This window comes from Ruegeria sp. TASC047, assembly GCF_059612445.1.
Genome location: NZ_JBXWQP010000030.1, coordinates 60,530 through 83,973 on the forward strand (window position 1 = coordinate 60,530; position 23,444 = coordinate 83,973).

The 23,444-nt window shown below is 59.8% G+C and carries 22 protein-coding genes; 8 read left to right on the forward strand and 14 right to left on the reverse strand.

The features are described 5' to 3' along the window. Nucleotides 1–31: 31 nt before the first annotated feature. From AC2FLO_RS12650 to AC2FLO_RS12660, 3 genes are read right to left on the reverse strand one after another with little or no spacing between them, the layout of a single operon-like run. Nucleotides 32–703: a CPBP family intramembrane glutamic endopeptidase gene (locus tag AC2FLO_RS12650; protein WP_496753529.1), complete on the reverse strand. Its 672-nt coding sequence runs from the start codon at nucleotides 701–703 to the stop codon at nucleotides 32–34. After that, nucleotides 700–1,347, reverse strand: a complete 648-nt coding sequence (locus AC2FLO_RS12655; RefSeq protein WP_480505948.1) for an aminotransferase class IV family protein — start codon at nucleotides 1,345–1,347, stop codon at nucleotides 700–702. Before AC2FLO_RS12655 ends, AC2FLO_RS12650 begins: the two co-directional genes overlap by 4 nt. Beyond that, entirely contained in the window at nucleotides 1,302–2,429 is a 1,128-nt protein-coding gene (locus AC2FLO_RS12660; RefSeq protein WP_496753531.1) for an aminodeoxychorismate synthase component I, read from the reverse strand. The genes AC2FLO_RS12655 and AC2FLO_RS12660 overlap by 46 nt, the downstream gene beginning before the upstream one ends. Before the next feature lie 178 nt (nucleotides 2,430–2,607). On the opposite strand from AC2FLO_RS12660, the gene carB reads away from it, so the two are divergent. Continuing rightward, nucleotides 2,608–5,961, forward strand: coding sequence for a carbamoyl-phosphate synthase large subunit (gene carB / locus AC2FLO_RS12665; protein WP_480914059.1), 3,354 nt, complete (start codon nucleotides 2,608–2,610; stop codon nucleotides 5,959–5,961). Between the two features lie 65 nt (nucleotides 5,962–6,026). On the opposite strand, the gene AC2FLO_RS12670 is transcribed toward carB, so the two are convergent. The 3 genes from AC2FLO_RS12670 to AC2FLO_RS12680 are packed head-to-tail and all read right to left on the reverse strand — an operon-like array spanning nucleotide 6,027 to nucleotide 10,587. Then, entirely contained in the window at nucleotides 6,027–9,074 is a 3,048-nt protein-coding gene (locus AC2FLO_RS12670) for an efflux RND transporter permease subunit (protein ID WP_496753534.1), read from the reverse strand. A gap of 11 nt (nucleotides 9,075–9,085) precedes the next feature. Further along, nucleotides 9,086–10,123, reverse strand: coding sequence for an efflux RND transporter periplasmic adaptor subunit (locus AC2FLO_RS12675; protein WP_267364260.1), 1,038 nt, complete (start codon nucleotides 10,121–10,123; stop codon nucleotides 9,086–9,088). Continuing rightward, complete coding sequence (locus AC2FLO_RS12680; protein ID WP_209598021.1) at nucleotides 10,120–10,587, reverse strand: MarR family winged helix-turn-helix transcriptional regulator; 468 nt, start codon at nucleotides 10,585–10,587, stop codon at nucleotides 10,120–10,122. The genes AC2FLO_RS12675 and AC2FLO_RS12680 overlap by 4 nt, the downstream gene beginning before the upstream one ends. 159 nt (nucleotides 10,588–10,746) lie before the next feature. Here AC2FLO_RS12680 and AC2FLO_RS12685 point away from each other — a divergent pair, with 159 nt between their 5' ends. Beyond that, on the forward strand, nucleotides 10,747–11,871 hold the full coding sequence (locus tag AC2FLO_RS12685) for a beta-ketoacyl-ACP synthase III (RefSeq protein ID WP_496753537.1): 1,125 nt from the start codon (nucleotides 10,747–10,749) through the stop codon (nucleotides 11,869–11,871). A gap of 26 nt (nucleotides 11,872–11,897) precedes the next feature. Here AC2FLO_RS12685 and AC2FLO_RS12690 read toward each other — a convergent pair whose 3' ends face one another. Both AC2FLO_RS12690 and AC2FLO_RS12695 read right to left on the reverse strand, forming a co-directional pair. Then, nucleotides 11,898–13,700: a hypothetical protein gene (locus AC2FLO_RS12690; RefSeq protein ID WP_496753539.1), complete on the reverse strand. Its 1,803-nt coding sequence runs from the start codon at nucleotides 13,698–13,700 to the stop codon at nucleotides 11,898–11,900. Between the two features lie 159 nt (nucleotides 13,701–13,859). After that, a complete protein-coding gene (locus AC2FLO_RS12695; RefSeq protein WP_480587906.1) occupies nucleotides 13,860–14,321 on the reverse strand; it encodes a hypothetical protein in 462 nt (153 codons plus the stop codon). 355 nt (nucleotides 14,322–14,676) lie between these two features. On the opposite strand from AC2FLO_RS12695, the gene AC2FLO_RS12700 reads away from it, so the two are divergent. Further along, nucleotides 14,677–15,255 carry a thymidine kinase gene (locus tag AC2FLO_RS12700; protein WP_480587907.1) on the forward strand — a complete coding sequence of 193 codons (579 nt, stop codon included), beginning with the start codon at nucleotides 14,677–14,679 and terminating at the stop codon, nucleotides 15,253–15,255. Here the strand turns inward: AC2FLO_RS12700 and AC2FLO_RS12705 are convergent. The 5 genes from AC2FLO_RS12705 to AC2FLO_RS12725 all read right to left on the reverse strand — a co-directional run bounded on the left by AC2FLO_RS12705 (nucleotide 15,252) and on the right by AC2FLO_RS12725 (nucleotide 18,458). Further along, nucleotides 15,252–16,202 (reverse strand): 2-hydroxyacid dehydrogenase, encoded by a 951-nt coding sequence (locus tag AC2FLO_RS12705; RefSeq protein ID WP_496753541.1) that lies wholly within the window; start codon nucleotides 16,200–16,202, stop codon nucleotides 15,252–15,254. The genes AC2FLO_RS12700 and AC2FLO_RS12705 overlap by 4 nt on opposite strands. Beyond that, nucleotides 16,202–16,540 carry a tRNA-binding protein gene (locus AC2FLO_RS12710; RefSeq protein WP_267362951.1) on the reverse strand — a complete coding sequence of 113 codons (339 nt, stop codon included), beginning with the start codon at nucleotides 16,538–16,540 and terminating at the stop codon, nucleotides 16,202–16,204. The genes AC2FLO_RS12705 and AC2FLO_RS12710 overlap by 1 nt, the downstream gene beginning before the upstream one ends. Then, nucleotides 16,533–17,348: a pyrroline-5-carboxylate reductase gene (gene proC, locus AC2FLO_RS12715; protein WP_496753544.1), complete on the reverse strand. Its 816-nt coding sequence runs from the start codon at nucleotides 17,346–17,348 to the stop codon at nucleotides 16,533–16,535. Before proC ends, AC2FLO_RS12710 begins: the two co-directional genes overlap by 8 nt. 39 nt (nucleotides 17,349–17,387) lie before the next feature. Further along, complete coding sequence (locus AC2FLO_RS12720) at nucleotides 17,388–17,888, reverse strand: type III secretion system chaperone family protein (protein WP_209598027.1); 501 nt, start codon at nucleotides 17,886–17,888, stop codon at nucleotides 17,388–17,390. A 321-nt stretch (nucleotides 17,889–18,209) separates the two neighbouring features. Further along, complete coding sequence (locus tag AC2FLO_RS12725; protein WP_050604795.1) at nucleotides 18,210–18,458, reverse strand: accessory factor UbiK family protein; 249 nt, start codon at nucleotides 18,456–18,458, stop codon at nucleotides 18,210–18,212. A gap of 97 nt (nucleotides 18,459–18,555) precedes the next feature. Between AC2FLO_RS12725 and lgt the strand changes: the two genes are divergently transcribed. From lgt to AC2FLO_RS12750, 5 genes are all read left to right on the forward strand, one after another. Next, entirely contained in the window at nucleotides 18,556–19,446 is an 891-nt protein-coding gene (gene lgt, locus AC2FLO_RS12730; protein ID WP_496753546.1) for a prolipoprotein diacylglyceryl transferase, read from the forward strand. Then, entirely contained in the window at nucleotides 19,443–20,510 is a 1,068-nt protein-coding gene (locus AC2FLO_RS12735) for a class I SAM-dependent methyltransferase (protein WP_496753548.1), read from the forward strand. The genes lgt and AC2FLO_RS12735 overlap by 4 nt, the downstream gene beginning before the upstream one ends. Next, a complete protein-coding gene (gene pgeF / locus AC2FLO_RS12740) occupies nucleotides 20,507–21,265 on the forward strand; it encodes a peptidoglycan editing factor PgeF (RefSeq protein ID WP_496753550.1) in 759 nt (252 codons plus the stop codon). The genes AC2FLO_RS12735 and pgeF overlap by 4 nt, the downstream gene beginning before the upstream one ends. 271 nt (nucleotides 21,266–21,536) lie before the next feature. Beyond that, a complete protein-coding gene (locus tag AC2FLO_RS12745; RefSeq protein WP_496753552.1) occupies nucleotides 21,537–21,665 on the forward strand; it encodes a hypothetical protein in 129 nt (42 codons plus the stop codon). A 330-nt stretch (nucleotides 21,666–21,995) separates the two neighbouring features. After that, nucleotides 21,996–22,778 (forward strand): Hint domain-containing protein, encoded by a 783-nt coding sequence (locus AC2FLO_RS12750; protein WP_496753553.1) that lies wholly within the window; start codon nucleotides 21,996–21,998, stop codon nucleotides 22,776–22,778. Nucleotides 22,779–22,897: 119 nt separating this feature from the next. On the opposite strand, the gene AC2FLO_RS12755 is transcribed toward AC2FLO_RS12750, so the two are convergent. Continuing rightward, on the reverse strand, nucleotides 22,898–23,398 hold the full coding sequence (locus tag AC2FLO_RS12755; protein ID WP_209504770.1) for an Lrp/AsnC family transcriptional regulator: 501 nt from the start codon (nucleotides 23,396–23,398) through the stop codon (nucleotides 22,898–22,900). Between the last annotated feature and the right edge of the window lie 46 nt (nucleotides 23,399–23,444).

Here is a 23,444-nt window from a genome sequence, read left to right on the forward strand (position 1 = left end):
CAGGCCCGGAAAGTCAAGGCGGGTCGCCCTGTCAAAACGGCCTTTGCACGTTGCCTGAGTAGAAATAGACACCCAGCCCGACCGCAAAGATGATATTGCCCGCAATCGCGTGCAGCAGCACCGCATAGAAGAACGAGCCGCGCTGCCTGTAGGCCCATGCAAACAGCAGCCCGCCCGCAAATGTCATGAGGACGACAATCCAGCTCCAATACATCAGATGCGCGAACGAGAAGATGGCAGCATTCAGCACATAAGCCGCGCGCCCTTCTGGCAGGATCGCGTGATAGCGACGGAAGAACAGTGGGCGGAACAGAAGTTCCTGTGGCAGTGCAGACAAAACAGGATAACCGATCCAGATAAACGCCAGCATCTCAGGGCGGTGTACTAGCAGAAAAAACGCGGCGTCGGGGCGTGTCACCTGAATCAGCCCAACGCAAAACACGGACATGAAAGCGGTAAACAGCACAACTTCGCGAAGCGACCAGTTGGCCCAACCATAGCGCAACTCGGCCCATTGAAAGCCCGGAGTCCAATGCAGCAGCATGATCCCCAGCCCGGTCAGGGCAAACAGAGCCGGAAACATCCAGTTCGGTGGAAACAAAACCGCGATGATCAGCGGCAGGACAACATAGAACAGGCCGAACTCAACTCTTAACCGCGGCAATGCAACCGGCGGTCCGACCATCGCGCTGTCTTTGGTCACGTGTCTATCAGCTCCACCCGGATCAGCCCGCGCAATGAATTGCCCATGTAGGCAGTTTGTGCATTTTTCAGGTCGCTCAAGGTCAGCACGGCCTCAGACACCGTTCCTTTATCCAGTAATTCTTCGCGCAATATGCCAGGCAACAGACCGCTGGAGAGCGCAGGTGTCAGAATACGACCGTCCTGTTTTTCGACGAAAAGGTTGCTGATGGTGCCCTCACACAGCTCATCAAGCTCATTCAGGAATAACACCTCGTCTATGCCATCCGTCAGCGCGGCGCGAGTATTGTCATAAAGGGCGCGGCGGCTTGTCTTGTGACGCAGCCAAAGATCATTGGAAGCCAGTCGCTGATCAGACAGGGCGATGCGCCAGACCGGAGGGTTGCTGGCCAGAACCCCGGTGGTCAATTCGAATGCGCCCGATGCGTCCAGTGTAAGGCGGCACCGCAAGGGGGTGTCGCCCAACGCGCCATCCAGCGCGGCGGTCGCTGAATCCGGGTTGAAGGGAAGGCCAAAGGCCGCAGCGGTTCGGGCCATGCGCGCAAGGTGACGGTCTTTTCGGACAAAGCCCTGACCCGGCCGAAACGCCAGTGTTTCGATCAGGCGGAAATCAGGCTCAGCTGGCGGGCGAAGCGGGCTTTCCATAGCGCCTCCTCATATTCTGCCGGGGCGGTGCTGTCCCAGACAAGGCCCCCGCCCACGTTCAGGGTGGCCTGATCGTCTTCCAGCATCAGCGTACGGATGGCCACGTTGAACTCGGACCGGCCATCAGGCGCGGCCCAGCCGATGGTGCCACAATAGATGTCGCGCGGCCAGGGTTCCAGCCCGGCCAGAATTTCCATGGCGCGAATTTTGGGGGCGCCCGTGATCGAGCCGCAGGGAAACAACGCCGTCAGTATATCGCTGAGCCCTGCGCATTTGAGCAACTGGGCACGGACAAGTGAAACCATCTGATGCACTGTCGCATAGGTTTCCACCTTGAACAGTTCAGGGACATGAACGGAACCGGGCAATGCGACACGGCTGATATCGTTGCGCAGAAGATCGACGATCATCAGGTTTTCCGCCCGGTTCTTTTCGTCCGTGGTCAGAAACGCCCGGCGCCGCATATCCTCGTCCGGGTCTTCGCTGCGCGGCTGGGTGCCCTTCATCGGTCGAGTCTCGATCTTTCCATCCGCGTCTGTGCGGAAGAACAACTCTGGCGAGCGGCTGAGCAAATCCGGCAACCCGACCTGCTGCACCAGCGCACCATGCCCAACGGGCTGCCCCGCTGCCAGTGCCGCATAAAGGGTTTCACTGCTGCCCGAGACGGTCAGGTCAATCGGAAAGGTCAGGTTCGCCTGATAGATATCACCGGCACCGATGGCATCATGCACCACTTGAAAGGCTTCGCCATAGCGCGCCTCGTCCCAGCGCGGCTGAAACGCGCGCACCTCGCCCGCGGGCGTCGGTAAAGCAACCCGATCCGGCGCGCCGTAGACCCCAAAGCACAGCAAGGGCAGCCGACGCGATTCCGGCAAAAGATTGATCAGCCGGGATTCAAGCACATATCCCAGTTCATAACTGGCATAGCCAGCCAGCCAGGCCCCGCCCGCGCGCGCCTCATCCAGCGCCGCCAGAGCCTGGGGCACGTCCTCCGCCGTATCCGCGCGGATAATCCGAGTCGGGCGCTGAAACCGGGTTCCGCGACCGGCTGGTCCCTGATCAAAACGAATACGCAACTGCATCCTCTTTTGCCGTGAAGGGCGATATAGAGAATACTCTGGCAGGGGAAAGGGGGGAAAGCGGCAATTTCGCTTCTGTTTCCGATACCCCTTGAACCTTTCTGCGTGGTCCCTATAACGCACGACAATTTGGGCGCTTGGGCGGCGCCCGCGACTCGTGCAAAATCGAAGGGGCCAGGCCATGCCGAAGAGAACCGACATCAAGTCGATCATGATCATCGGGGCGGGTCCCATTGTTATCGGTCAGGCCTGCGAGTTCGACTATTCCGGCGCTCAGGCCTGCAAGGCCCTGCGCGAAGAAGGTTACCGGGTTATTCTGGTCAACTCGAACCCGGCGACAATCATGACTGACCCCGGACTTGCCGATGCCACCTATATCGAGCCGATCACGCCCGAGGTCGTCGCCAAGATCATCGAAAAGGAACGCCCTGACGCCCTGCTGCCCACAATGGGCGGGCAAACTGGTCTGAACACCTCGCTCGCGCTGGAAGAGATGGGGGTGTTGGACAAGTTCGGTGTCGAGATGATCGGTGCCAAACGCGACGCCATCGAGATGGCCGAGGATCGCAAATTGTTCCGCGAGGCGATGGATCGGCTGGGGTTGGAAAACCCCAAAGCCACCATCGTGACCGCCCCCAAGAAGGCCGACGGCTCTGCCGATCTGGAAGCAGGTGTGCAGATCGCTCTGGACGAGTTGGAGGAAATCGGCCTGCCCGCCATCATCCGCCCGGCCTTTACCTTGGGCGGCACAGGCGGCGGCGTGGCCTATAACCGCGAGGATTATATCCATTTCTGCCGCTCGGGCATGGATGCCTCGCCTGTCAACCAGATCCTCGTCGATGAAAGCCTGCTGGGCTGGAAAGAATACGAGATGGAAGTGGTGCGCGACACTGCCGACAACGCCATCATCGTCTGTTCCATCGAAAACGTCGACCCGATGGGCGTGCACACGGGTGACTCGATCACCGTGGCCCCTGCCCTGACGCTGACCGACAAGGAATACCAGATCATGCGCAACGGCTCGATTGCCGTGCTGCGCGAGATCGGGGTGGAAACCGGCGGCTCGAACGTGCAATGGGCGATCAACCCCGATGATGGCCGCATGGTTGTGATCGAAATGAACCCGCGCGTGTCGCGTTCATCGGCGCTGGCCTCCAAGGCGACGGGTTTCCCGATTGCCAAGATCGCCGCGAAACTGGCCGTGGGCTACACGCTGGACGAGTTGGACAATGACATCACCAAGGTCACGCCTGCGTCGTTCGAACCTACCATCGACTATGTCGTCACCAAGATCCCGAAATTCGCGTTTGAAAAATTCCCCGGCTCTGAACCCTACCTGACCACTGCAATGAAGTCAGTGGGTGAGGCGATGTCCATCGGGCGCACCATCCACGAATCCATGCAGAAGGCGCTGGCATCGATGGAATCCGGCCTGACCGGGTTTGATGAGATCGAAATTCCGGGGTTGAGCATCGGCCTGTGGGATGAGGTCGAAAGCAGCGATGACAAGGCGCATGTCATCAAGGCGATCAGCAAGCAGACCCCCGACCGTCTGCGCACTATCGCACAAGCCATGCGTCATGGCCTGGCCGACGATGAAATCTTTGGCGTCACCAAGTTTGACCCTTGGTTCCTGGCCCGCATTCGCGAGATCATCGAAGCAGAACGCACCGTGCGCAAGGACGGTCTGCCAGTGACCGAAGAAGGCATCCGCAAGCTCAAGATGCTGGGCTTTACCGATGCGCGTCTGGGCAATCTGTCAGGCCGCAGCGAAGATAACGTGCGCCGCGCCCGCCACAATCTGGGCGTTACCGCGGTCTTCAAACGCATCGATACCTGCGCTGCTGAGTTCGAAGCGCAAACCCCCTATATGTACTCGACCTACGAAGCCCCGATGATGGGCGATGTCGAATGCGAGGCACGCCCAAGCGACCGCAAGAAGGTCGTTATTCTTGGTGGTGGTCCGAACCGGATCGGTCAGGGGATCGAGTTCGATTATTGCTGCTGCCACGCCTGTTATGCGCTGACCGAGGCCGGGTACGAGACCATCATGGTCAATTGCAACCCCGAGACGGTTTCGACCGACTACGACACCTCGGACCGTCTGTATTTTGAGCCGCTGACCTTTGAACACGTCATGGAAATCCTGACGAAAGAACAGGAAAATGGCACGCTGCACGGCGTGATCGTTCAGTTCGGTGGGCAAACACCGTTGAAGCTGGCCAACGCGCTTGAGGCCGAGGGTATTCCGATTCTGGGTACAACGCCGGACGCAATCGACCTGGCCGAAGACCGCGAACGGTTCCAGGCGCTGGTCAATGAACTGGGCCTGAAACAGCCCAGAAACGGCATTGCCTCGACCGACGAAAAGGCGCTGGAGATTGCGGAAGAGATCGGTTTCCCGCTGGTCATCCGCCCCTCTTACGTTCTGGGCGGTCGCGCGATGGAAATCGTGCGCGATATGGATCAGCTGCGACGCTATATCAACGAGGCCGTTGTGGTCTCCGGCGACAGCCCCGTACTGCTGGACAGCTATCTGGCCGGCGCGGTCGAACTGGACGTAGACGCCCTGTGTGACGGCACCGACGTTCACGTCGCGGGTATCATGCAGCACATCGAAGAAGCGGGCGTTCACTCGGGCGATTCCGCCTGTTCGCTGCCGCCCTATTCGCTGTCGAAAGAGATCATCGGGCAGATCAAGGATCAGGCGTTCAAGCTGGCCAAGGCGCTGAATGTTGTTGGCCTGATGAATGTGCAATTCGCGATCAAGGATGATGAGATCTATCTGATCGAAGTGAACCCGCGCGCCTCGCGCACCGTGCCGTTTGTTGCCAAGGCCACCGACAGTGCGATTGCGTCGATTGCGGCGCGCATCATGGCGGGCGAGAAGTTGGCCGATTTCCCGATGCGCCCGCCCTATCAGGAAGGCAAGGACACCAAGATCGCGGACCAGATGACGCTGGCCGATCCGGATATGCCCTGGTTCTCGGTGAAAGAGGCCGTCATGCCCTTCGCCCGTTTCCCCGGCGTCGACACCATCCTTGGCCCGGAAATGCGCTCGACCGGCGAGGTGATGGGCTGGGACCGTGACTTCCCACGCGCGTTCCTCAAGGCGCAGATGGGCGCGGGCATGGTGCTGCCGTCCTCTGGCCGTGCATTCATTTCGATCAAGGATGCCGACAAGGGCAAAGCCATGCTGGAAGCGGCACAAGTTCTGGTTGATCAGGGTTTCACGCTTGTGGCCACACGCGGTACCCAAAGCTGGCTGGACGAACAGGGTGTTGCCTGTGACGTGGTGAACAAGGTGTACGAAGGCCGCCCGGATGTTGTGGACATGCTGAAAGACGGTCAGGTGCAGCTGGTGATGAACACCACCGAAGGTGCGCAGGCGGTTGAGGACAGCAAGGCCATCCGCTCGATCGCGCTGTATGACAAGATCCCGTATTTCACCACCGCTGCAGGGGCCAACGCCGCAGCACTGGCGATCAAGGCACAAGCTGAGGGCGACGTCGAGGTGAAATCGCTACAGGGGTAAAGACCCCTGACCCAAACGAAAAAGCCCCAGAGGAAACTCTGGGTCTTTTCTTTATTTCCAATGCCTTACGCAGGCGTTTCCATCGTTTTCTTTGGTTCGTCACGGGCGAAGAACAGCAGGTAAAACACCGGTGCCGCAACCATTGTCAGCACGGTGGCAAATGCCAGACCGCCCATGATCGTCACTGCCATCGAGACGAAGAAAGCATCCGTCAGCAGTGGCGCCATGCCCAGAATGGTCGTGACAGCCGCCAGCATGACGGGCCGCAAACGCGACACGGATGCTTCGATGATTGCCTCGCGCAGGGGCTTGCCGGTGGCGCGGACCAGATCGATTTCTTCAACCAGAACAATGCCGTTCTTGATCAGCATACCCGACAGGCTGAGCAGGCCCAGAAGTGCCGTAAAGGTGAAGGGCAGCCCTGTTCCTAGCAGGCCGATCACCACGCCGTTCACGGACATCGGCACCAGCAGCCAGATGATGATCGGCTGACGGATCGCGTTGAACAACAGGACCGAAATCAACACCGTGATCAGCAGGCTCAGCGGCAATTGTCTGCCTAGGCTTGCCTGCGCGTCGCGCGAATTTTCGAACTCACCGCCCCACTCCATCTTGTACCCGGGCGGCAATTCGATGGCCTCGATGGCGTCCCGAACTTCGGCGTGAACCTGTGCCGCAGTCAGGTCGGGCGGGATGTCCGCGCCGACGGTGATAGTCAGAACCCGATCTCGACGGTGAACCAGCGTATTGAGCGTTTTGTACTCGAATCCATCCACCATTTGTTCAATTGGTACAAATTTTTCCGACTGGTCCGAGTACACGACCTGATCGACGATCGAGTAATCTCCGTCCGCAGGTCGGCGCAGGATGATCGGGATCAGGCGGTCGCGCTCGCGGAACACACCACCCGTAATGCCGTCGGTCGAGAATTGCAGGGTGGCGGCGATGTCTTCGCGTGTGACACCTGCTGTCTGCGCCCGTTCGGTGGCATAGATCGGTTGCAGCGCCAGTTCCTGTTCGCGCCAGTCGTGATGAACCAGCAGCGCGTTCGGGGATGCGGCTGCCATGCGCTGCACTGCCACGTCCGCGAGCTGGCGCAGCACGACCGGATCGCTGCCCGAGAAGCGGGCCTGAATCGGATCACCACCGCCGGGGCCAAAAACCAGGCGCTTGGTGCCAAACTCACCTTCGGGGAACTGGACTGACCCAAACGCCTCAAGGTCCGCTTGCAGCGCCGGGATGTCGTCCAGGCTTGCTGTGCGGATGACCATGTGCCCATAGCTGGGATTCGGCTTTTCGGCGGAGTAGGTCAGCATGAAACGGGTAGCCCCCTGGCCGACAAAGGTCGTGACCGAGACGACGTCGTCGCGTGCTGCCAGCCACTCTTCGAACACCGCCATGTCTTCGGCGGTTCGTGCAATCGGTGTGCCCTGCGGCAGTTTGTAGTGCACGAAGAACAAAGGCGTGTTGGAGTTGGGGAAGAACTGCTGTTTCATCAGCCCAAACCCGGCATAGCACACCACGGTTACGCCGACGAGACCAGCAACAACCAGCCATCGGAAGCGCAGCGCAAAGCGCAGGATCGCACCATAGGTGCGGAACAGGAGGCCGCCGTAAGCGTCGATCTCGCCTGCTTTGCCCTGTTTGAAGAAGTAATGCCCCAATAGCGGCGTGACGGTGATCGCCAAAACCCAGCTGAGCAACAGTGAAATGCCGATCACGGCGAACAGAGAGAACAGGAATTCTCCGGTTGCGTCAGGGCTGAGGCCAATGCCCGCAAAGGCCATGATGCCTATCACGGTCGCACCCAGCAACGGGATCTGGGTTTTTGACGCCACATCCTCGGCCGCATTGCGCGAGGACTGGCCGCGCAGCATGGAGATCTGCATCCCTTCGGCCACGACGATGGCGTTGTCCACCAGCATCCCCATGGCGATGATCAGGGCACCCAATGAGATTCTTTCCATCTCGATCGAAAAGAGCGACATGAACAGAAGCGTGCCGACAACAGTCAGCAGCAGGGTCGAGCCGACAACAATGGCCGCGCGCCAGCCCATGAAGATGCCCAGAACGGCGACCACGATGGCCACCGACATGGCAAGGTTCACGAGAAAGTCGTTCGAGGCCTGTTCGACCACAACATGTTGCTGATAGATCGGCAGGATTTCGACACCGAAGGGAATGCTTGTGTTCAACTCCGCGAACTTTGCATCAGCACGTTTACCAACCTCGACAATGTTTTCCGTGGCCAGACCCGCGATACCCAAGGTGAAGGCCTCGGTCCCGTTGTAGCGGATAATGATGTCGGGGTCGTTCTGACGGGCGCGATAGACATCGGACATGTCAAAAAGGTTGATCACCTGCCCCTGCGAACCAACAGACAGGCCCGCAATGGCCGACACGCTGTCTGACCCTTCGGCCGTCAGGATGGTGGTCCGGTCGTTGTCAGAGCGTAAGGACCCTGAGGAATTGACCGAATCCGCATTGGCGATGGCCTGGTTGATTGCTTGCAGCGGGACATTCTGGTTCACCGAAATCGCCAGATCGGGTTCGACAAAGATCGCCTCGTCCGGCAGGCCCTGAACCTCGACATCGGCGACGCCGTCCACGGTGAGCAGTTCCCGCCGCAGGAACGTTGCCAGTTCGTGTTTTTCAGCGTCCGAGAACCCTTGGGCGGTCACCGCATAGAACAGGCCGAAAACATCGCCGAACCCGTCATTCACAAACGGCTGGCCGACGCCCGAAGGCAGGCCGCGCGCGGCGTCGCGCACCTTGGCCCTGAGCCGGGTCCAGATGGCTGGCAGTTCGGTGCCGTCGTATGTCGACTTGATCTCGACCTCGATCAGGGACCGTCCGGGTTGGTTGACCGAGGTGATGACATCCACCTCGCCCATCTGCTGTATAGCGGATTCCAGCGGTTCCGATACTTCCAGCGCCACCTGTTCGGCCGTGGCACCGGGGTATTGCGTGGCGATGACCGCGTTTTTGATTGTAAAGGCCGGGTCTTCCAGACGGCCAAGCGATGTGAACCCCCAGATGCCCCCAATGAGGGCAATGAGGATGACCAGCCATGTGTAAAGCGGCCGGTCGATTGAGGCGCGGGCGATATTCATCTGTCAGCCCCTCAGTTCGCGAAACCGGCAAACCGGCGCACCGTCTGACCATCCGTCAGCACAGCGCCCCCGGCCACGACGACCTCATCCCCGTCAGAGAGGCCCGTCAGCACCCGGACATCGCCGGTTTGCGTGGGCTCGATGGTCACCGGGACGCGGCGCACGGTGCCCTCATCCGCCCCGACCGGGGAAAACACCATGACGTTCAGCGCGCCGTTTGCGTCGGCGACAACAGCGGTAGCCGGTACGATGATGCCTGTGCGGTTGTCCTGCACCTGAACGTTGACGGTAACGGAAGAACCGGGAAAGATTTGCAGCCCCTTTGGCGGGGTCAGGCCGAACTGGATGCGGAAGGTTTGACCGACGCTGGAGGTTTCAGCGTCGAATTCACGGATTTCCAGCGGGAAGACTTCGTCACTGACCGGGAATTTCGCGGTGATGAAGATGTCGTCATTCTGACCAGAGCGTTGAAACAGGATCTCGGGCACGTCGACCACGATGCGCAATTCGGACATGTCATGGATGCGGACGATGGGCGTGCCCGCCGAGACGGTCGTAAACGCCTCGACCGAGCGGCTGGAGACCAGCGCGTCAAAGGGCGCGGTCAGCGTGGCGTGTTCCAGTTCATATTCCGCGTCGCGCAGGGCGATCGCGGCCAGTTGCGCCTCGGTCTCGGCATCGTCCACGGCCACCTGGCTGGCGGTTGTACCGCGCAGGCGCGACAGGCGCGCAACGGTGCGGTCGGCCTGCTCCTTTTGCAACCGCGCCCGATCAAGGCGCAGCTCGAACGGTTCCTGATCCAGACGGGCAATCAGGCCATCCTTGGGAATCACGAAGCCTTCGTTGATGGGCATTTCGACAATCTGCCCCGCAACCTGAAAGGCCAGATCAACGGTCTGGCGCGCGGCGACGCGGCCGAAAAACTGCCGCGTGAAACCGGGCGCGGTTTCACGCACCTGCATGAGTTTCACCGGTTTCGGGGTCTCTTGAGCGGCAATCGGGGTTGCCAGAATGGCCAGTGCAAGGCCCAGAGAGGTCAGGAGTTTCATTTCTTCAATCCCTCGGGAATTCCCGTTTTCAATACGTTGTCGCGGATTTTGCGCGCCAGTCGCGCGAATTCGGCAGTTTCTTGTTCGTTGAGGCCCGAGGCCCGGTGAAACAGGTCCCCGGCGGCGGCGACCAGCATGTTGCGGGCTTCTTCGCCCTGCTTTGTCAGCACCAGCAACCAGGCGCGGCGGTCTTCGGGGTCACGCCGCCGCATCAGATAGCCCGCTTTTTCGAGGGCATCCGCAGTGGCGGTGATCGTTGATGGGACGCTTAACATATCAGAGGCCAGAACGCCCATGCGCTTGGGCTGATCCAGCTTGATCAGCATGTGGCATTCCGGGTGGCTCAGGTCTGTTTCGATACAGTCAAAGGTCTCTTCCAGTTTCCAGTACAGGGCATAGACGCCCATGATCGCCTGAATCTCGGGACTGAGGCGGCCAAGTCTGGCACTGATATCGTCGGGCATTGGGGGTCTCCGCGCGGGTTACGGGGCGATATACTTCAATTTATGAACTATTCAAGATATGAAACTGCACCCCGGAACGGATTCCCTTGGGTCAACATATCTTGATCAAATCACGCCATGACTGCATTTTGGGCGAATCCGAAACATTCAGGGCCCGCCATGTATACCCCCGCCATCACCGGTACCGGTGTCTTCACGCCGGAAAACGTCATCACCAATGCCGAGCTTGTCGAAGCGTTCAACGCCTATGCCGACAAGCAGAACGCGAAGAATGCCGAGGCCATCGCAGCCGGGCAGATGGAGGCGATGCAGCATTCCTCGGAAGAGTTCATCGTCAAGGCATCGGGCATTCATAACCGGTACGTGATGGACAAGACCGGGGTGCTGAACCCGGACGTGATGCACCCGACGCTGCGCCAGCGCAGCGATGACGAGCCCGGGATCATGACCGAGATGGCAGTGGATGCCTGCAGGAAGGCGCTGGCGCAGGCGGGGCGCACGGCGGCGGATGTCGATCTGGTGATCTGCGCGGCCTCGAATCACGAGCGCGCCTATCCGGCGATTGCAATCGAGATTCAGCAGGAACTGGGCATCGATGGGTTTGGCTTTGACATGAATGTCGCCTGTTCTTCGGCCACGTTCGGCATTCAGGCGGCGGCGGACATGGTGCGGTCCGGGTCGGTGCGCGCGGCGTTGGTGGTGAACCCTGAAATCTGCTCGGGCCATCTGGAATGGCGCGACCGGGATTGTCACTTTATCTTTGGCGATGTGGCAACGGCAACGTTGATCGAGCGGATCGAAGACGCCAGAGGCCCGCATTTCGAGATCCTGTCGACCCGCTGTGCCACCGCCTTTTCAAACAATATCCGCAACAACAACGGGTTCCTGCGCCGGTCGCGCCCCGATGGCGTGATTGACCGCCGCGACATGCAGTTCATGCAGAACGGCCGGAAGGTGTTCAAGGAAGTGTTGCCGATGGTCAGCAAGCATATCAGCGACCATATGGAAGCCGAAGGGGTCAGCAATACCGACCTCAAACGCCTGTGGCTGCATCAGGCCAACAAGACGATGAACGACTTCATCGGCAAGAAGGTTCTGGGCCGCGAACCCGAGGCGGGCGAGCAACCCAATATCCTTCAGGATTATGCGAACACCTCATCCGCAGGGTCGATCATTGCGTTTTCGAAATACTCTGACGATCTGCAAGAGGGCGATCTGGGGCTGATCTGTTCTTTTGGGGCCGGGTATTCGGTTGGATCGGTGATCGTCAAGCGTCACGCCTGATCGGCATTCCGCAAAGCGCTGACGGCCTAGAGATCGGCCGCGAGCTGAAAAACCTGAAACGCGGCCCCTTCCCCACCATCAATCCGGCTGAGATAGGCGGGGGTTTCACCCTTGGCTAGCTGGGATTGCAGACCGCGCCCCTGAGATGCCCAATCCCAGAATTCGGCACGGGGCGCGGCGGTGCAGAGCAGCACATAGCTTACACCCAGTGCAGCAAGACGCGGACCGGCCTGGGACGCATCCATACGCAAAACCGCGATCTGCGCCTGAATTCCGGCCCGGTTGCGGTGATAGTTCCCCGCCAGAACCGAATGATCGGTATAGCGCAGCACCTCTGCCGCATAATCGAAATCGACCAGAACCATTCCGGCTGGCAGGTCTTGCAGGGCCGCGTAGGCCTCGGGCGCTTTGCAGGGGGCGCCGATGTTTTGCGAATCCTGCACAACCTCGGCGACGGGTGCCGCAAGGGAGGAGCGCGCAAACCGTTCCAGCTGTTTTTCCACGCTGCTACCAATCTTTGGCGAGACGCAGACGATAAAGCCTATCATAGCCAAGCCGGAGAGCGTGCGGCCATGGGTTCTGTAACTGACGTAAAGGGCCCGCAGCATCTGAGCCTGAACAGCCACAAGGGACACGCCCAGAAACGTCATCATCCGGGACTGGTACAGAAACATGGAAAACCCGGTCACAATCAGCGCCAGAAACAGGAGGTAATCCATTTTGTCTTGTGACTGGCGGGCAAAAATCAAGGCTGCCACCGCCGTGATGACGGACATGGCTATCAGGGCCGCAGCCTCGCCCCGATGTCGTTCCAGCACGACGGTGATATTCTGTGCTTCGGCAACCTGGCTGAGCCAGAAGTCGCGCATGTCCTGAGGCAGGTCCGCAATCGGGTTTTCAAGGCAATGCGGTGCAAATGCGTAAGCGCAGCCAAGTGTTACAGCGCCTGTCGCAAGACACGCACCGATGCGCCCCCAATAGGACCAGCCCGACCCGACCCAGGCTGCTGCACACAGGCACAGGGCCGCGATCCCGGCCGGCAGGGCCACACTTATCGTCAGGGCATCGCAGCTTGGGAACAGAAAGCCCTGACGCCCCGTTGTTGCAACGCTGGCCAGCAACAGGGTCAGCGCCAGCCCGGTTCCAAACACCATGGTGCGGCGGCGGGCGGCTGTGCCGGTCACGATCCAGTCAATCGTGAAGAACACCGCGATAATCGCGACCTGCACGATCGATTCGGTTCCGATTGACACCGAAAGGGCCAGACAGACACCCAGCCATCCCGCAGCAGAGGGTTTGGCCTTGCGCAGGACAAAGAACATGAGGGCCGCTGCGAACAGCAGAATCTGAACATTGTGGTGGTCAAACGAGAAATAGTCGAACTTCCGATAATGTTCGAGCGTCAGCGCACCGACCACCAGTGCCGAAATCGCGCCATTTCGCCCGCCCAACGCTGCGCCGGTGACAGCAAAGGCCCACAGAGTCAGCCCCGCCAGCAGCACCGGCCAGATAAACGCGGTCACTTGCAAGGCGGTGTCGGGCGGCGCGACCATCGCGGACAGCGCGTAGAGCCCGGCAATCGGTGCATCGACAAGCCGGGACCAGTGCATCAGCGTGCCGTCACCGGGCCCCAGCCGATGCTGATAGGCGTCAAACCAGCCCTGCCCCGCCAGCAGGTCCTGTACCATAACCCAGCGCATCGCGTCATCAGGGCCTTCCTGATAAGCGCCAAACAGCACCGTGGCCAGAAAAAGCACATAGACAAACAGGAACGACTGCCAAACCATACGGTCTGCGAGAATGCTGTAATTTCCCTGCATTTTCTGCATGGTTTACTGCCCTTGACGATCTTGCCTGCGCCGCAGCTTATCGGAAAGACGTGACTGAATTGAGGCGCAGAGTCCGGTTGATGATCATGCAACAAAGCGCACGACATCTGCGGCGATCCGGGCAGGCGGTTTTTGGCCGATAGCTGGCCGCCACCAAGCCTAGCTGACGCTTTCTTCTTCCAGGTGCAGTTTCATTTCAATCAGGACCTGCTGAAGCATACTGGTTTCTTTCAGCAGCCTTTTGGCTTCGTTCACCGTGATGATGCCATCTTCGATTGCAGCCTGATATTCCGTCATCAGCATTGCAAACCGCTGGCTGAGCGCGATGACATCCGAATTCACCCCGCCTGTGCGTGGTGCCACGGTGTTGCGTTCGCTGTACGACAAGGTGATGTTTTTCAGATCCGCCAGCGCGGATGTCACATGCGGATAAGTTGCTGCGTTTTCAAGCCGGGCCACCGCATCCACGGGCATGAACCTGTCCGCGTGTTCGGCATTGTCCGAATAATACCGACCCAGGGTCGCCTTGGATTTTCCGGTGATTTCACAAGCAGCTTCTATTCCGACATCTTTTACCAGCGCTTCTGTGTGTTTCTTCAGATAGGCCCCGATATCTGCCATTGATTTACCTTTGTTACCTGCAAACGCCTGCCCTAAGTCCAAACCGGGGAAAGCGTCGGGAAATTTCCCATAACTAAGTCATAATTGAAATGTCATACATTGACTATCCCTCAGATAAGCGGGGGATTTTGTGAGTGAGTGGCGGCAGTTCAAGCCGGTAAAGAGTGATTGCAGGGCGGTATTGTTGGGCCTTGCTTTGTTTTGGCCACATGTTGGCCGACGGCGTCGCTGTTGCAGACGCGGGGGTTCCATCCCCTACGAGCCCAGCTCGGCCTCTGCACACGCAACGGCGACGTCGCTTCTTACATCCCTTTGCTCTCTTGTTCCTTTTGGCCGGGCGTTTTAGACCCACGCCATGGCAAAGCTGTATTTCAACTATTCCACCATGAACGCGGGCAAGTCGACCGTGTTGCTGCAGGCCTCGCACAACTATCGCGAGCGCGGAATGCAGACCTACCTGATGACCGCCGCCATTGACGGGCGGGCGGGTGCGGGGCGGATAGCATCGCGCATCGGCATATCGGAGCAGGCTGACACTTTCACACCCGAAGATGATGTCTTCGCCATGATCCGGTCCCGGCTGGACAAAGGTTCCGTGGCCTGCGTTTTCATTGATGAGGCGCAGTTCCTGTCCGAGGCGCAGGTCTGGCAACTGGCCCGTGCGGTGGACGATTTGGATGTGCCGGTGCTGGCCTATGGTCTGCGTGTGGATTTTCAGGGCAAGCTGTTCCCCGGCTCTGCCGCCCTGCTGGCCCTTGCCGACGAAATGCGCGAGGTGCGCACGATCTGTGAATGCGGCCGCAAGGCCACGATGGTGATTCGTCGCGACGAGACCGGCAAGGCCATCACCGAAGGGGCGCAGGTGCAGATCGGCGGGAACGAGACCTATGTCTCGCTCTGCCGCAAACACTGGCGCGAGGCGGTGGGCGACTAGACCGGGTTGGGCAGCGCCCTACCCGCGACAAAGGCCGCCACGTTATCCAGCGCCATGTGCCCCATGCTGCTGCGCACCTCTTCGGTGGCGGTGCCCAGATGGGGCAGCAGGGTGACGTTTTCCATATCGCACAGGGCTAGTGGCACTTTGGGTTCGAATTCGTAGACGTCCAGCCCCGCCCCCGCGATCTGACCGGTTTGCAGCGCCATGATCAGCGCGGCCTCGTCCACCACCTCGCCACGGGCGATGTTGACCAGAATAGCCGAGGGGTTCATCGCCTCAAGAACCTGCGCATTGATCAGGTGGCGGGTTTCCGCACCACCGGGAACCGCAAGCACAAGGAAATCGACCGAGGCGGCGAGTGTTTCAAGGTCAGGTGTGAATTCTGCCGGGAAATCCAGATCTTTTGCATCGCGGGATTGATAGGCCACCTGTATGGCAAACCCGAAATGACAGCGGCGCGCGATGGCCTGCCCGATGCGGCCCATACCGACGATGCCCACGCGCTTGCCGGTCACGTGATAGCCCAGCATCTGCGTCGGGTGCCAGCCCTGCCACTGACCGGACCGCACCAGCCGCTCACCCTCACCGGCGCGCCGGGCTGTGGTCAGCAGCAGGGTCATGGCGATATCAGCCGTGGCATCGGTGACCGCGCCGGGGGTGTTGGTTACGTCAATCCCGGCCGCGCGTGCGGCATCCACGTCGATATGGTTGAAGCCAACACCGAAATTGGCCAGCAGCTTGCAGCGCGGCGGACCGGCTTCTGCAAAAACCTGCGCCGAAAACTGATCACCCAGCGTCGGGACGACCACGTCGTAATCGGCCAGAGCGGCCAGCATCTCCTGCCGTGACATGGGCAGGGTGTTTTCCCGGATGGTCACATCGAAATCGGCGCGGGCGCGCGATTCGACTGCCGGTGTCATCGGACGCGTGATCAGCAGTTTCATCAGTGCATCCGCCCGCCTGTAGGAACCTTGCCGTCGGGGCCGATCAGAACGATCTCACCGCTGTCATCGGGAAGACCCAGCACCAGAACCTCGGACATGAACTTGCCGATCTGGCGCGGAGGGAAGTTGACGACAGCCATGACCTGTTTGCCAACCAGAGTGGCCGGATCGTAATGCGCGGTGATCTGGGCCGAGGTCTTGCGCTCGCCTATCTCGTCGCCAAAGTCGATCCACATCTTGATCGCGGGTTTGCGGGCCTCGGGATAGGGTTCGGCGCGGATCACCTCGCCCACGCGAATATCGACCTTGAGAAAGTCGTCGAACGAAATTTCACTCACGCGAGAGCTCCTTGGATCGGTCGGTTGCGGCCTTGACGGCACGGTGCAGCAGGTCGGGAAAGCCGGTTTCCTGATGCATCAGCACCTCAAGCGCGGCCTGTGTGGTACCGTTCGGAGAGGTCACGTTGATGCGCAGCTGCGCGGGGTCTTCGTCGGACGCCATGGCCAGTGCCCCGGCACCGGCCACTGTGGACTTGGCCAGTTTCATCGCAAGCTCGGCAGGCAGGCCATGCGCCTCGCCCGCTGCGGCCAGGGTTTCGATCAGATGGAACACATAGGCCGGGCCGGACCCGCTGAGCCCGGTGACGGCGTCCATCTGTGCCTCATCCTCTAGGCGAACGGTCTGGCCCACTGCCGCCAGCAGGTTTTCGGCCTGTTCCATATCGGTCTCGGAGGCGTGTGCGTTGCCGATCAGTGCCGTGATGCCCTGACGGATAGCGGCGGGTGTGTTGGGCATGGCGCGAATGATTGGGGTGTCTCGGCCCAGAACGGATTCGAAGGTGGCAATCGAGGTGCCAGCCGCAACGGAAATGAACAGGCTGGACCCGCCGCCCAGTGCCTGAAGGGCAGGCAGGGCTTCGCCCATCATCTGCGGTTTGACCGCAACCAGCACCACGGCGGGGGATTCGGGCAAGGGTGCGTTGATATTGACGCCCTGCGCCTTCAGCCAATCTGACGGGTAGGGATCGATGACCCAAACGGAAGCTGGCGGAAGGCCGTGTTCCAGCCATCCCGCCAGCATTGCGGACCCCATCTTTCCGCACCCCAGAAGCACAAGCCCCTGTTCGGCCACTCGCGTCATGTCCATTTGCCCCTCCCGCTTTACATATCGGTCCGGGGCAAAGGTTTACGCGCGGCCGTAGGCCTCTGCAATGGCCACTTGCATGGCTTCTTCTGGCCCTCTGTTGCCCCAGGTCACCAATTGGATCGCGGGGTAGTACCGCTCGGCGCTCATGACGGCGGCATTGATCATCGTGTCGATCTGGTCAGCGCTGGCCGTTTGCCCGCCTGCAAGGACCAGACCATAGCGATAGACCATCAGCTTCTGGTTTGCCCAATAGGTAAACGCGCCTGCCCAGCACTGGTCGTTCATCTTGTTGAGCAGCTCATAGAGCTGCATTTCACGCTCGGCCGGTGGTTCCATTTCGAAGCTGCACACCATGCGCAGCGTTTCGTCATAGTTGGACCAGGCCAGCGTGATCGAGTAGGTGCGCCACTGCCCTTCAACGGCCATGGCAATCTGATCGTCCCCAATGCGATCAAAATCCCAGTCGTGATGTTCGGCCAGATGCTCAACAATGTCGATCGGATGAATGTCTTCTTCGAGATACTGCTCGGAAAGGGCCATAATGCCACCTCACTAATCTCTAGCATTTCGGGGCTGGCAGCGCCCCAGCGCTAGTTGCCTGCTCTACAAGCCGGGCTTCCCCCATAGGCCTGTACTAAATATGGTGCGATGTGGCGTAAGTTCTGGCAACCCTAATTATTGGGGATAACAGCAATAAGTTGTGGACAGAAGGCAACGGCGATCAAAATATTGGCGCCAGAGTCAGCTTTGTCTTGAATAAATTCTGCGACACGTCAGAATACACAGCACCGCACAATCCGGGCTGGATTGCGCGGCGGAATGCTTTGTCCGAAAATTGTGAATAAAGGGAACGCCGGGGCGTTATTTGTCCAGTTTCGCCTCGAGCGCGGCGATGCGGGCTTCGAGTGCCGCGTTTTCTTCGCGCGCCTTCTGAGCCATGGCGCGCACGGCGTCGAATTCTTCGCGGGTGACGAAATCGCGGTCGGCCAGCCAGCGGTCGATCATCGACTTCATCGCGTTTTCAGCCTCTTCCCGCGCGCCCTGCGCCACGCCCATGGCGTTGGTCATCAGCTGGGACACGTCATCCAGGATTTTGTTGCGGGTCTGCATATCTGTTCTCCGATCTCGCGGTTTACCTGTATATGGGCAAAGAATGGCGCAGGCTCAAGGTTGACTTGACCTGCAAACCCCGGGCAATGAGACGCACATGCAGGCTGTTCTGAATTTCCCCGATCTGTCGCCCGAACTGTTCTCGATCCCGCTGTTCGGGATGGAGTTCGCGTTAAGGTGGTATGCGCTGGCCTATATCGCGGGCATCCTGATCGCGTGGCGGCTGGCTGTTGTGGCGTTGCGCCGCCCGGCGCTCTGGCCTGCGGATGGCCCGCCGATGAAGCCCGAACAGCTGGAGGATCTGGTTACCTGGATCATTCTGGGCGTGATTCTGGGCGGGCGGCTGGGCTTTGTGCTGTTTTATCAGCCGAGTTATTACCTGTCGCACCCGCTGGAGATCGTGAAGGTCTGGCAAGGCGGCATGGCGTTTCATGGCGGCCTGCTGGGCGTGATCCTTGCGTCGTACCTGTTTGCACGACGGCACCGGATCCCTGCCCTGTCGCTGGGGGATCTGGTTGCCTACACCGTTCCGCCCGGATTGCTGCTGGGGCGGCTGGCCAATTTCGTCAACGCCGAGCTGTGGGGCCGCCCGAGTGAGCTGCCCTGGGCTGTCATCTTTCCTGGATATGCTGCGCAGGATTGCCCCGGCGTGGTCGCAGGCATGTGCGCCCGGCACCCGTCGCAGCTGTATGAGGCCGCGCTGGAGGGGGTGTTGCTTGGGGCGGTATTGCTGTGGCTGGTCTATCGGCGCGGCGGTTTTCGCACACCGGGCCTTGTCATGGGGACGTTTCTTGCGGGCTACGGCGCGTCGCGCTTTATCGTCGAGTTCTTTCGCCAGCCGGACGCACAATTCGTATCGCCCGGCAATCCGCTGGGGCTGGCCTGGCATGTGGGCGGGTACGGGCTGACCATGGGGCAGTTCCTGTCGCTGCCGATGATCGCGCTTGGATTGTGGTTTGCCCTGCGCGCGCGGCGGCAGGCAGTATGAGCCTGACCGATCATCTGGTCGCCCGCATCCGGCAGGATGGACCCATGAGCGTGGCGGATTACATGGCTGAATGCCTGCTGCATCCGACGCTGGGCTATTACACGACCCGTGATCCGCTGGGGGCTGCGGGGGATTTCACCACAGCGCCGGAAATCAGTCAGATGTTCGGAGAGCTGGTCGGGCTGTCTCTGGCGCAGAGCTGGATGGATCAGGGACGGCCCGCACCGTTTACCCTGTGTGAGCTGGGGCCGGGGCGCGGTACCCTGATGGCCGATATTCTGCGCGCCACACGGTCTGTACCCGGTTTTCACGAGGCGGCGCAGGTAGTTCTGGTCGAAGCATCGCCTGTATTGAAACAGGTGCAGGCTGAAACCCTGAACGAATACGGGGCGGCCTGGATCGACATGATCGCCGACCTGCCCGACCAGCCGCTGATGCTGGTTGCCAACGAGTTCTTTGATGCCCTGCCCATCCGCCAGTTTCAGCGTGACGGTACGGGCTGGCGCGAGCGTCTGGTGGGTGAGCGTGACGGCGGGTTGACGTTCGGACTGGGCGCGATCGGGCCGCAGGTGGCGTTGAATGATAGACTGTCGGACACCAAGGACGGTGATCTGGTCGAACTGTGTGCTGCTGCGATTCCCGTTTTGACCGTGATCGCGGGGCGGGTCGCCAGCCATGGCGGCGCGGCATTGATTGTGGATTATGGCGACTGGCATTCGCTGGGCGATACTTTGCAGGCTCTGCAAAACCACGAACATTCCGATCCTCTGGCATCGCCCGGTCAGGCCGATTTGACCGCGCATGTGGATTTTGAGCCTTTGGCCGTTGCGACCCGCGCCTGTGGGTGCAGGCATACACGCTTGACACCGCAGGGCGTCTTCCTTGAACGGCTGGGGATCACCGCCCGCGCGCAAGCCCTGTCCAAGGCATTGAGCGGTTCCGAGCTGGATGCGCTGATTGCCGCGCATCGGCGGTTGACGCATCCTGATGAAATGGGAAATCTGTTCAAGGTGATGGGCCTTTTCCCGGCCTATGCAGCCCCACCACCAGGATTGGAACCATGACGCTGGAAATTCTGACCTCGGATCTGCTGTCGCCATTTCGCCATGGGTTCTTTACCCGTCGCGGCGGCGCGTCTTCAGGAATTTTCAGCGGGTTGAACTGCGGTCAGGGGTCCTCGGATCAAACCGAGATTGTCGCGCTGAACCGGCGGCGGGTGGCCGACGCGATGGAGGTGGACCCCGAGGCAATGGTCGCGGTGCATCAGGTTCATTCCCCAACGGTTCTGACAGTCCAAGCCCCGGTTGACGGTGAAAAGCCCAAAGCGGATGCCATTGTCACAGCAACACCCGGTCTGGCCCTGACGATCCTGACGGCCGATTGCCAGCCGGTTCTGTTCGCCGATCCCGACGCGCATGTGATCGGTGCGGCCCATGCGGGGTGGCGCGGCGCGCTGGACGGTGTTCTGGAAGCGACGCTGGACGCGATGGAGGCGCTGGGAGCCGACCGCAGCAATATCTGCGCCGTGATCGGACCCAGTATTTCCCAGCGCGCTTACGAGGTGGGGCCAGAGTTTCTGGACACGTTCCTGGCGGATTCGCCGGACAACAGCCGCTTTTTTGCCAATGGTGAAAGTGACCGCCTGCAATTTGATCTGCCCGCCTTCGGGTTGCACCGGCTGCGGCAGGCGGGAATCGGACAGGCCGAGTGGACCCGGCACTGCACATATTCCGACCCTGACAGGTTCTATTCCTATCGCCGATCAACGCACGCGAACGAGGTCGATTACGGGCGGTTGATTTCCGTCATAAGATTGTGATCTTCGTCCAGATTTAGGTGCCCTGCCACTTTTCCGCCACATTTGTTGTGTTGATTGGGCATCAGAATCGTAACGAGTTTTTGCCAGTATTCAGATCGGTATCTGACGTTCGAAAATCGGGCGCTGGCGTGTTGAGTGGGAGGTCCGTCTGACTTCATTTTTCTGTCCGCAAATCATCCCGGATAAGCCTTATCCCTGCCGCAAACCCGCGTCACAAAAGGTTTACAGAGGATACGGGGAGGAAATCTCCGTTCAGAGCAGGAAAATGAAAATGAAAACCAAATCACGCTTTCTGAAAGCCATGGTCGCGGCCACTCGGGACCAGAACCTGGAAATGCCGTGGAAGCGGGTAACAAGCAATTCTGTCAGGGTCGCCAGTCGCATCGCGGCACGACGCTGAGACAGAAAACCCAGAGACCAAGCTGCCGGTCTCATCTGGGTCAACGTGTATCAGGTTCGCTCCGGCCTGATGTATCGCGCGTCACGAGCGAGGGGTTCGTGACTTTTTAGGAGTTGTGTGTGTGCGGGCAATTTCGCCCGTGAAGTACGAGTTTGTCTGGGGGGTCAATGTGTTGACCATTGGAAAGCGAGATTTAGTCGCGTTGCGGGACCGTACCGGTCACCGCCCGAGGGTCACCCATTTGTTTCAAGACAAAGAACCAGTTCGCCGGGCGGGTCTGTACGGGGGTACGCCGCGCCTGACCGAACATTTTGAGGGGACGGAATATTAATGACTATTCCTAATTCACTGGCCCGCGCGGCCAGAAATGCTATCGAAACGTCTGTTATGCTGCGGGACGCGTCGCGGCCGGTTTCCAAGCCAAAAGCCCAGCTGCGCCGCTATGAGGTCAGCAGCCTTTTGAAGAACGGAGATGTGGTTCAGACCCGCCACATCGCGCCTGCCCTGCCGATGTTTGAAGACGCGTTTTGCGCCTTCACACGTGGATCTTTGGTAGAAACGGAACATGGACCGATGGCAATCGAGGATTTGATGCCGGGGGATACGGTCCTGACGCAGGATGGTGCATCGGAAACCGTGCTGTGGAAGGGATCTGTCACGTTGATCCCCGGACGAGCGGATTCACGTGGCCGGACGCGACCGCTGACGCGGATCATGGCGGATACGTTCGGGATGCAAAAGCCAATGTCGGGTGTCATTGCTGGCCCGGCGGCGCGAATCGTGGGAACACCTGCGCATTTACGGCACCTGCATGGGGGGCAGCCGATTCTTACACCCGTGTCCGAATTTCAGGACGGGATGGGTGTCATTGAAACAATGCCGCCTACCCCCGTTGAACTGTTTCACATTTGTTTAAAACGCCATTCCGTTATTCGCGTAGATGGATTACAGTTCGAAACATATCATCCAGGTGTGAATGCGGTTCGCATGATCAGCCACTCGCTTCGGTCGATCTATCTGAACCTGTTCGCGCATATCGAGTCGCTGAACGATTTCGGCCCGCTGCTGATGCCGCGCGCCGGAGATGGTGAGATCGACGCGATGACGGCCTGAGCATGATTGTGATTACTGCATTATGGGGGGCATCATGCAGCTGGTAATAAGTTGGATTCTATCCCTTGCGGTGGCAGCACTGTTGCCACCAATCACCGCGCAACCAAAACGTGTTGGCGTTACGCGGTCCGGTTCATACGTTCTTCCAGAACGTCGAACGGTACGCCTGGCTCGTCTTTTGCGCCGCGAATAACGAGCGATGTCTTGACGCTGGCCACGTTTGGCGTGGTCAGCAACTCGCCCGTCAGGAACTGCTGAAAGCTGCTCAGGTCAGGTGCGACGCATTTCAGGATGAAATCCACTTCGCCGTTCAGCATGTGGCATTCGCGGACCAATGGCCATTCGCGGCAGCGGCCTTCGAACGCGCGCAGTTCGACTTCGGCCTGGCTGTCCAGACCGACCATGGCAAATACCTGAACCTCGAACCCCAACTCGCGCGAGTTGACCTCGGCGTGATAGCCAGTGATGAAACCGGATTCTTCGAGTGTGCGCACCCGGCGCAGACAGGGCGGGGCCGAGATTCCGACCCGTTTTGCCAGCTCGACATTGGTCATACGACCGTCCGCCTGCAGTTCCGCCAGAATCTTGCGATCAATATCATCCAGCCGAGTCGTGACCATCAAATGCTCCTGATTTTTTCGGTTCTTATATCAGCACCCTACACGC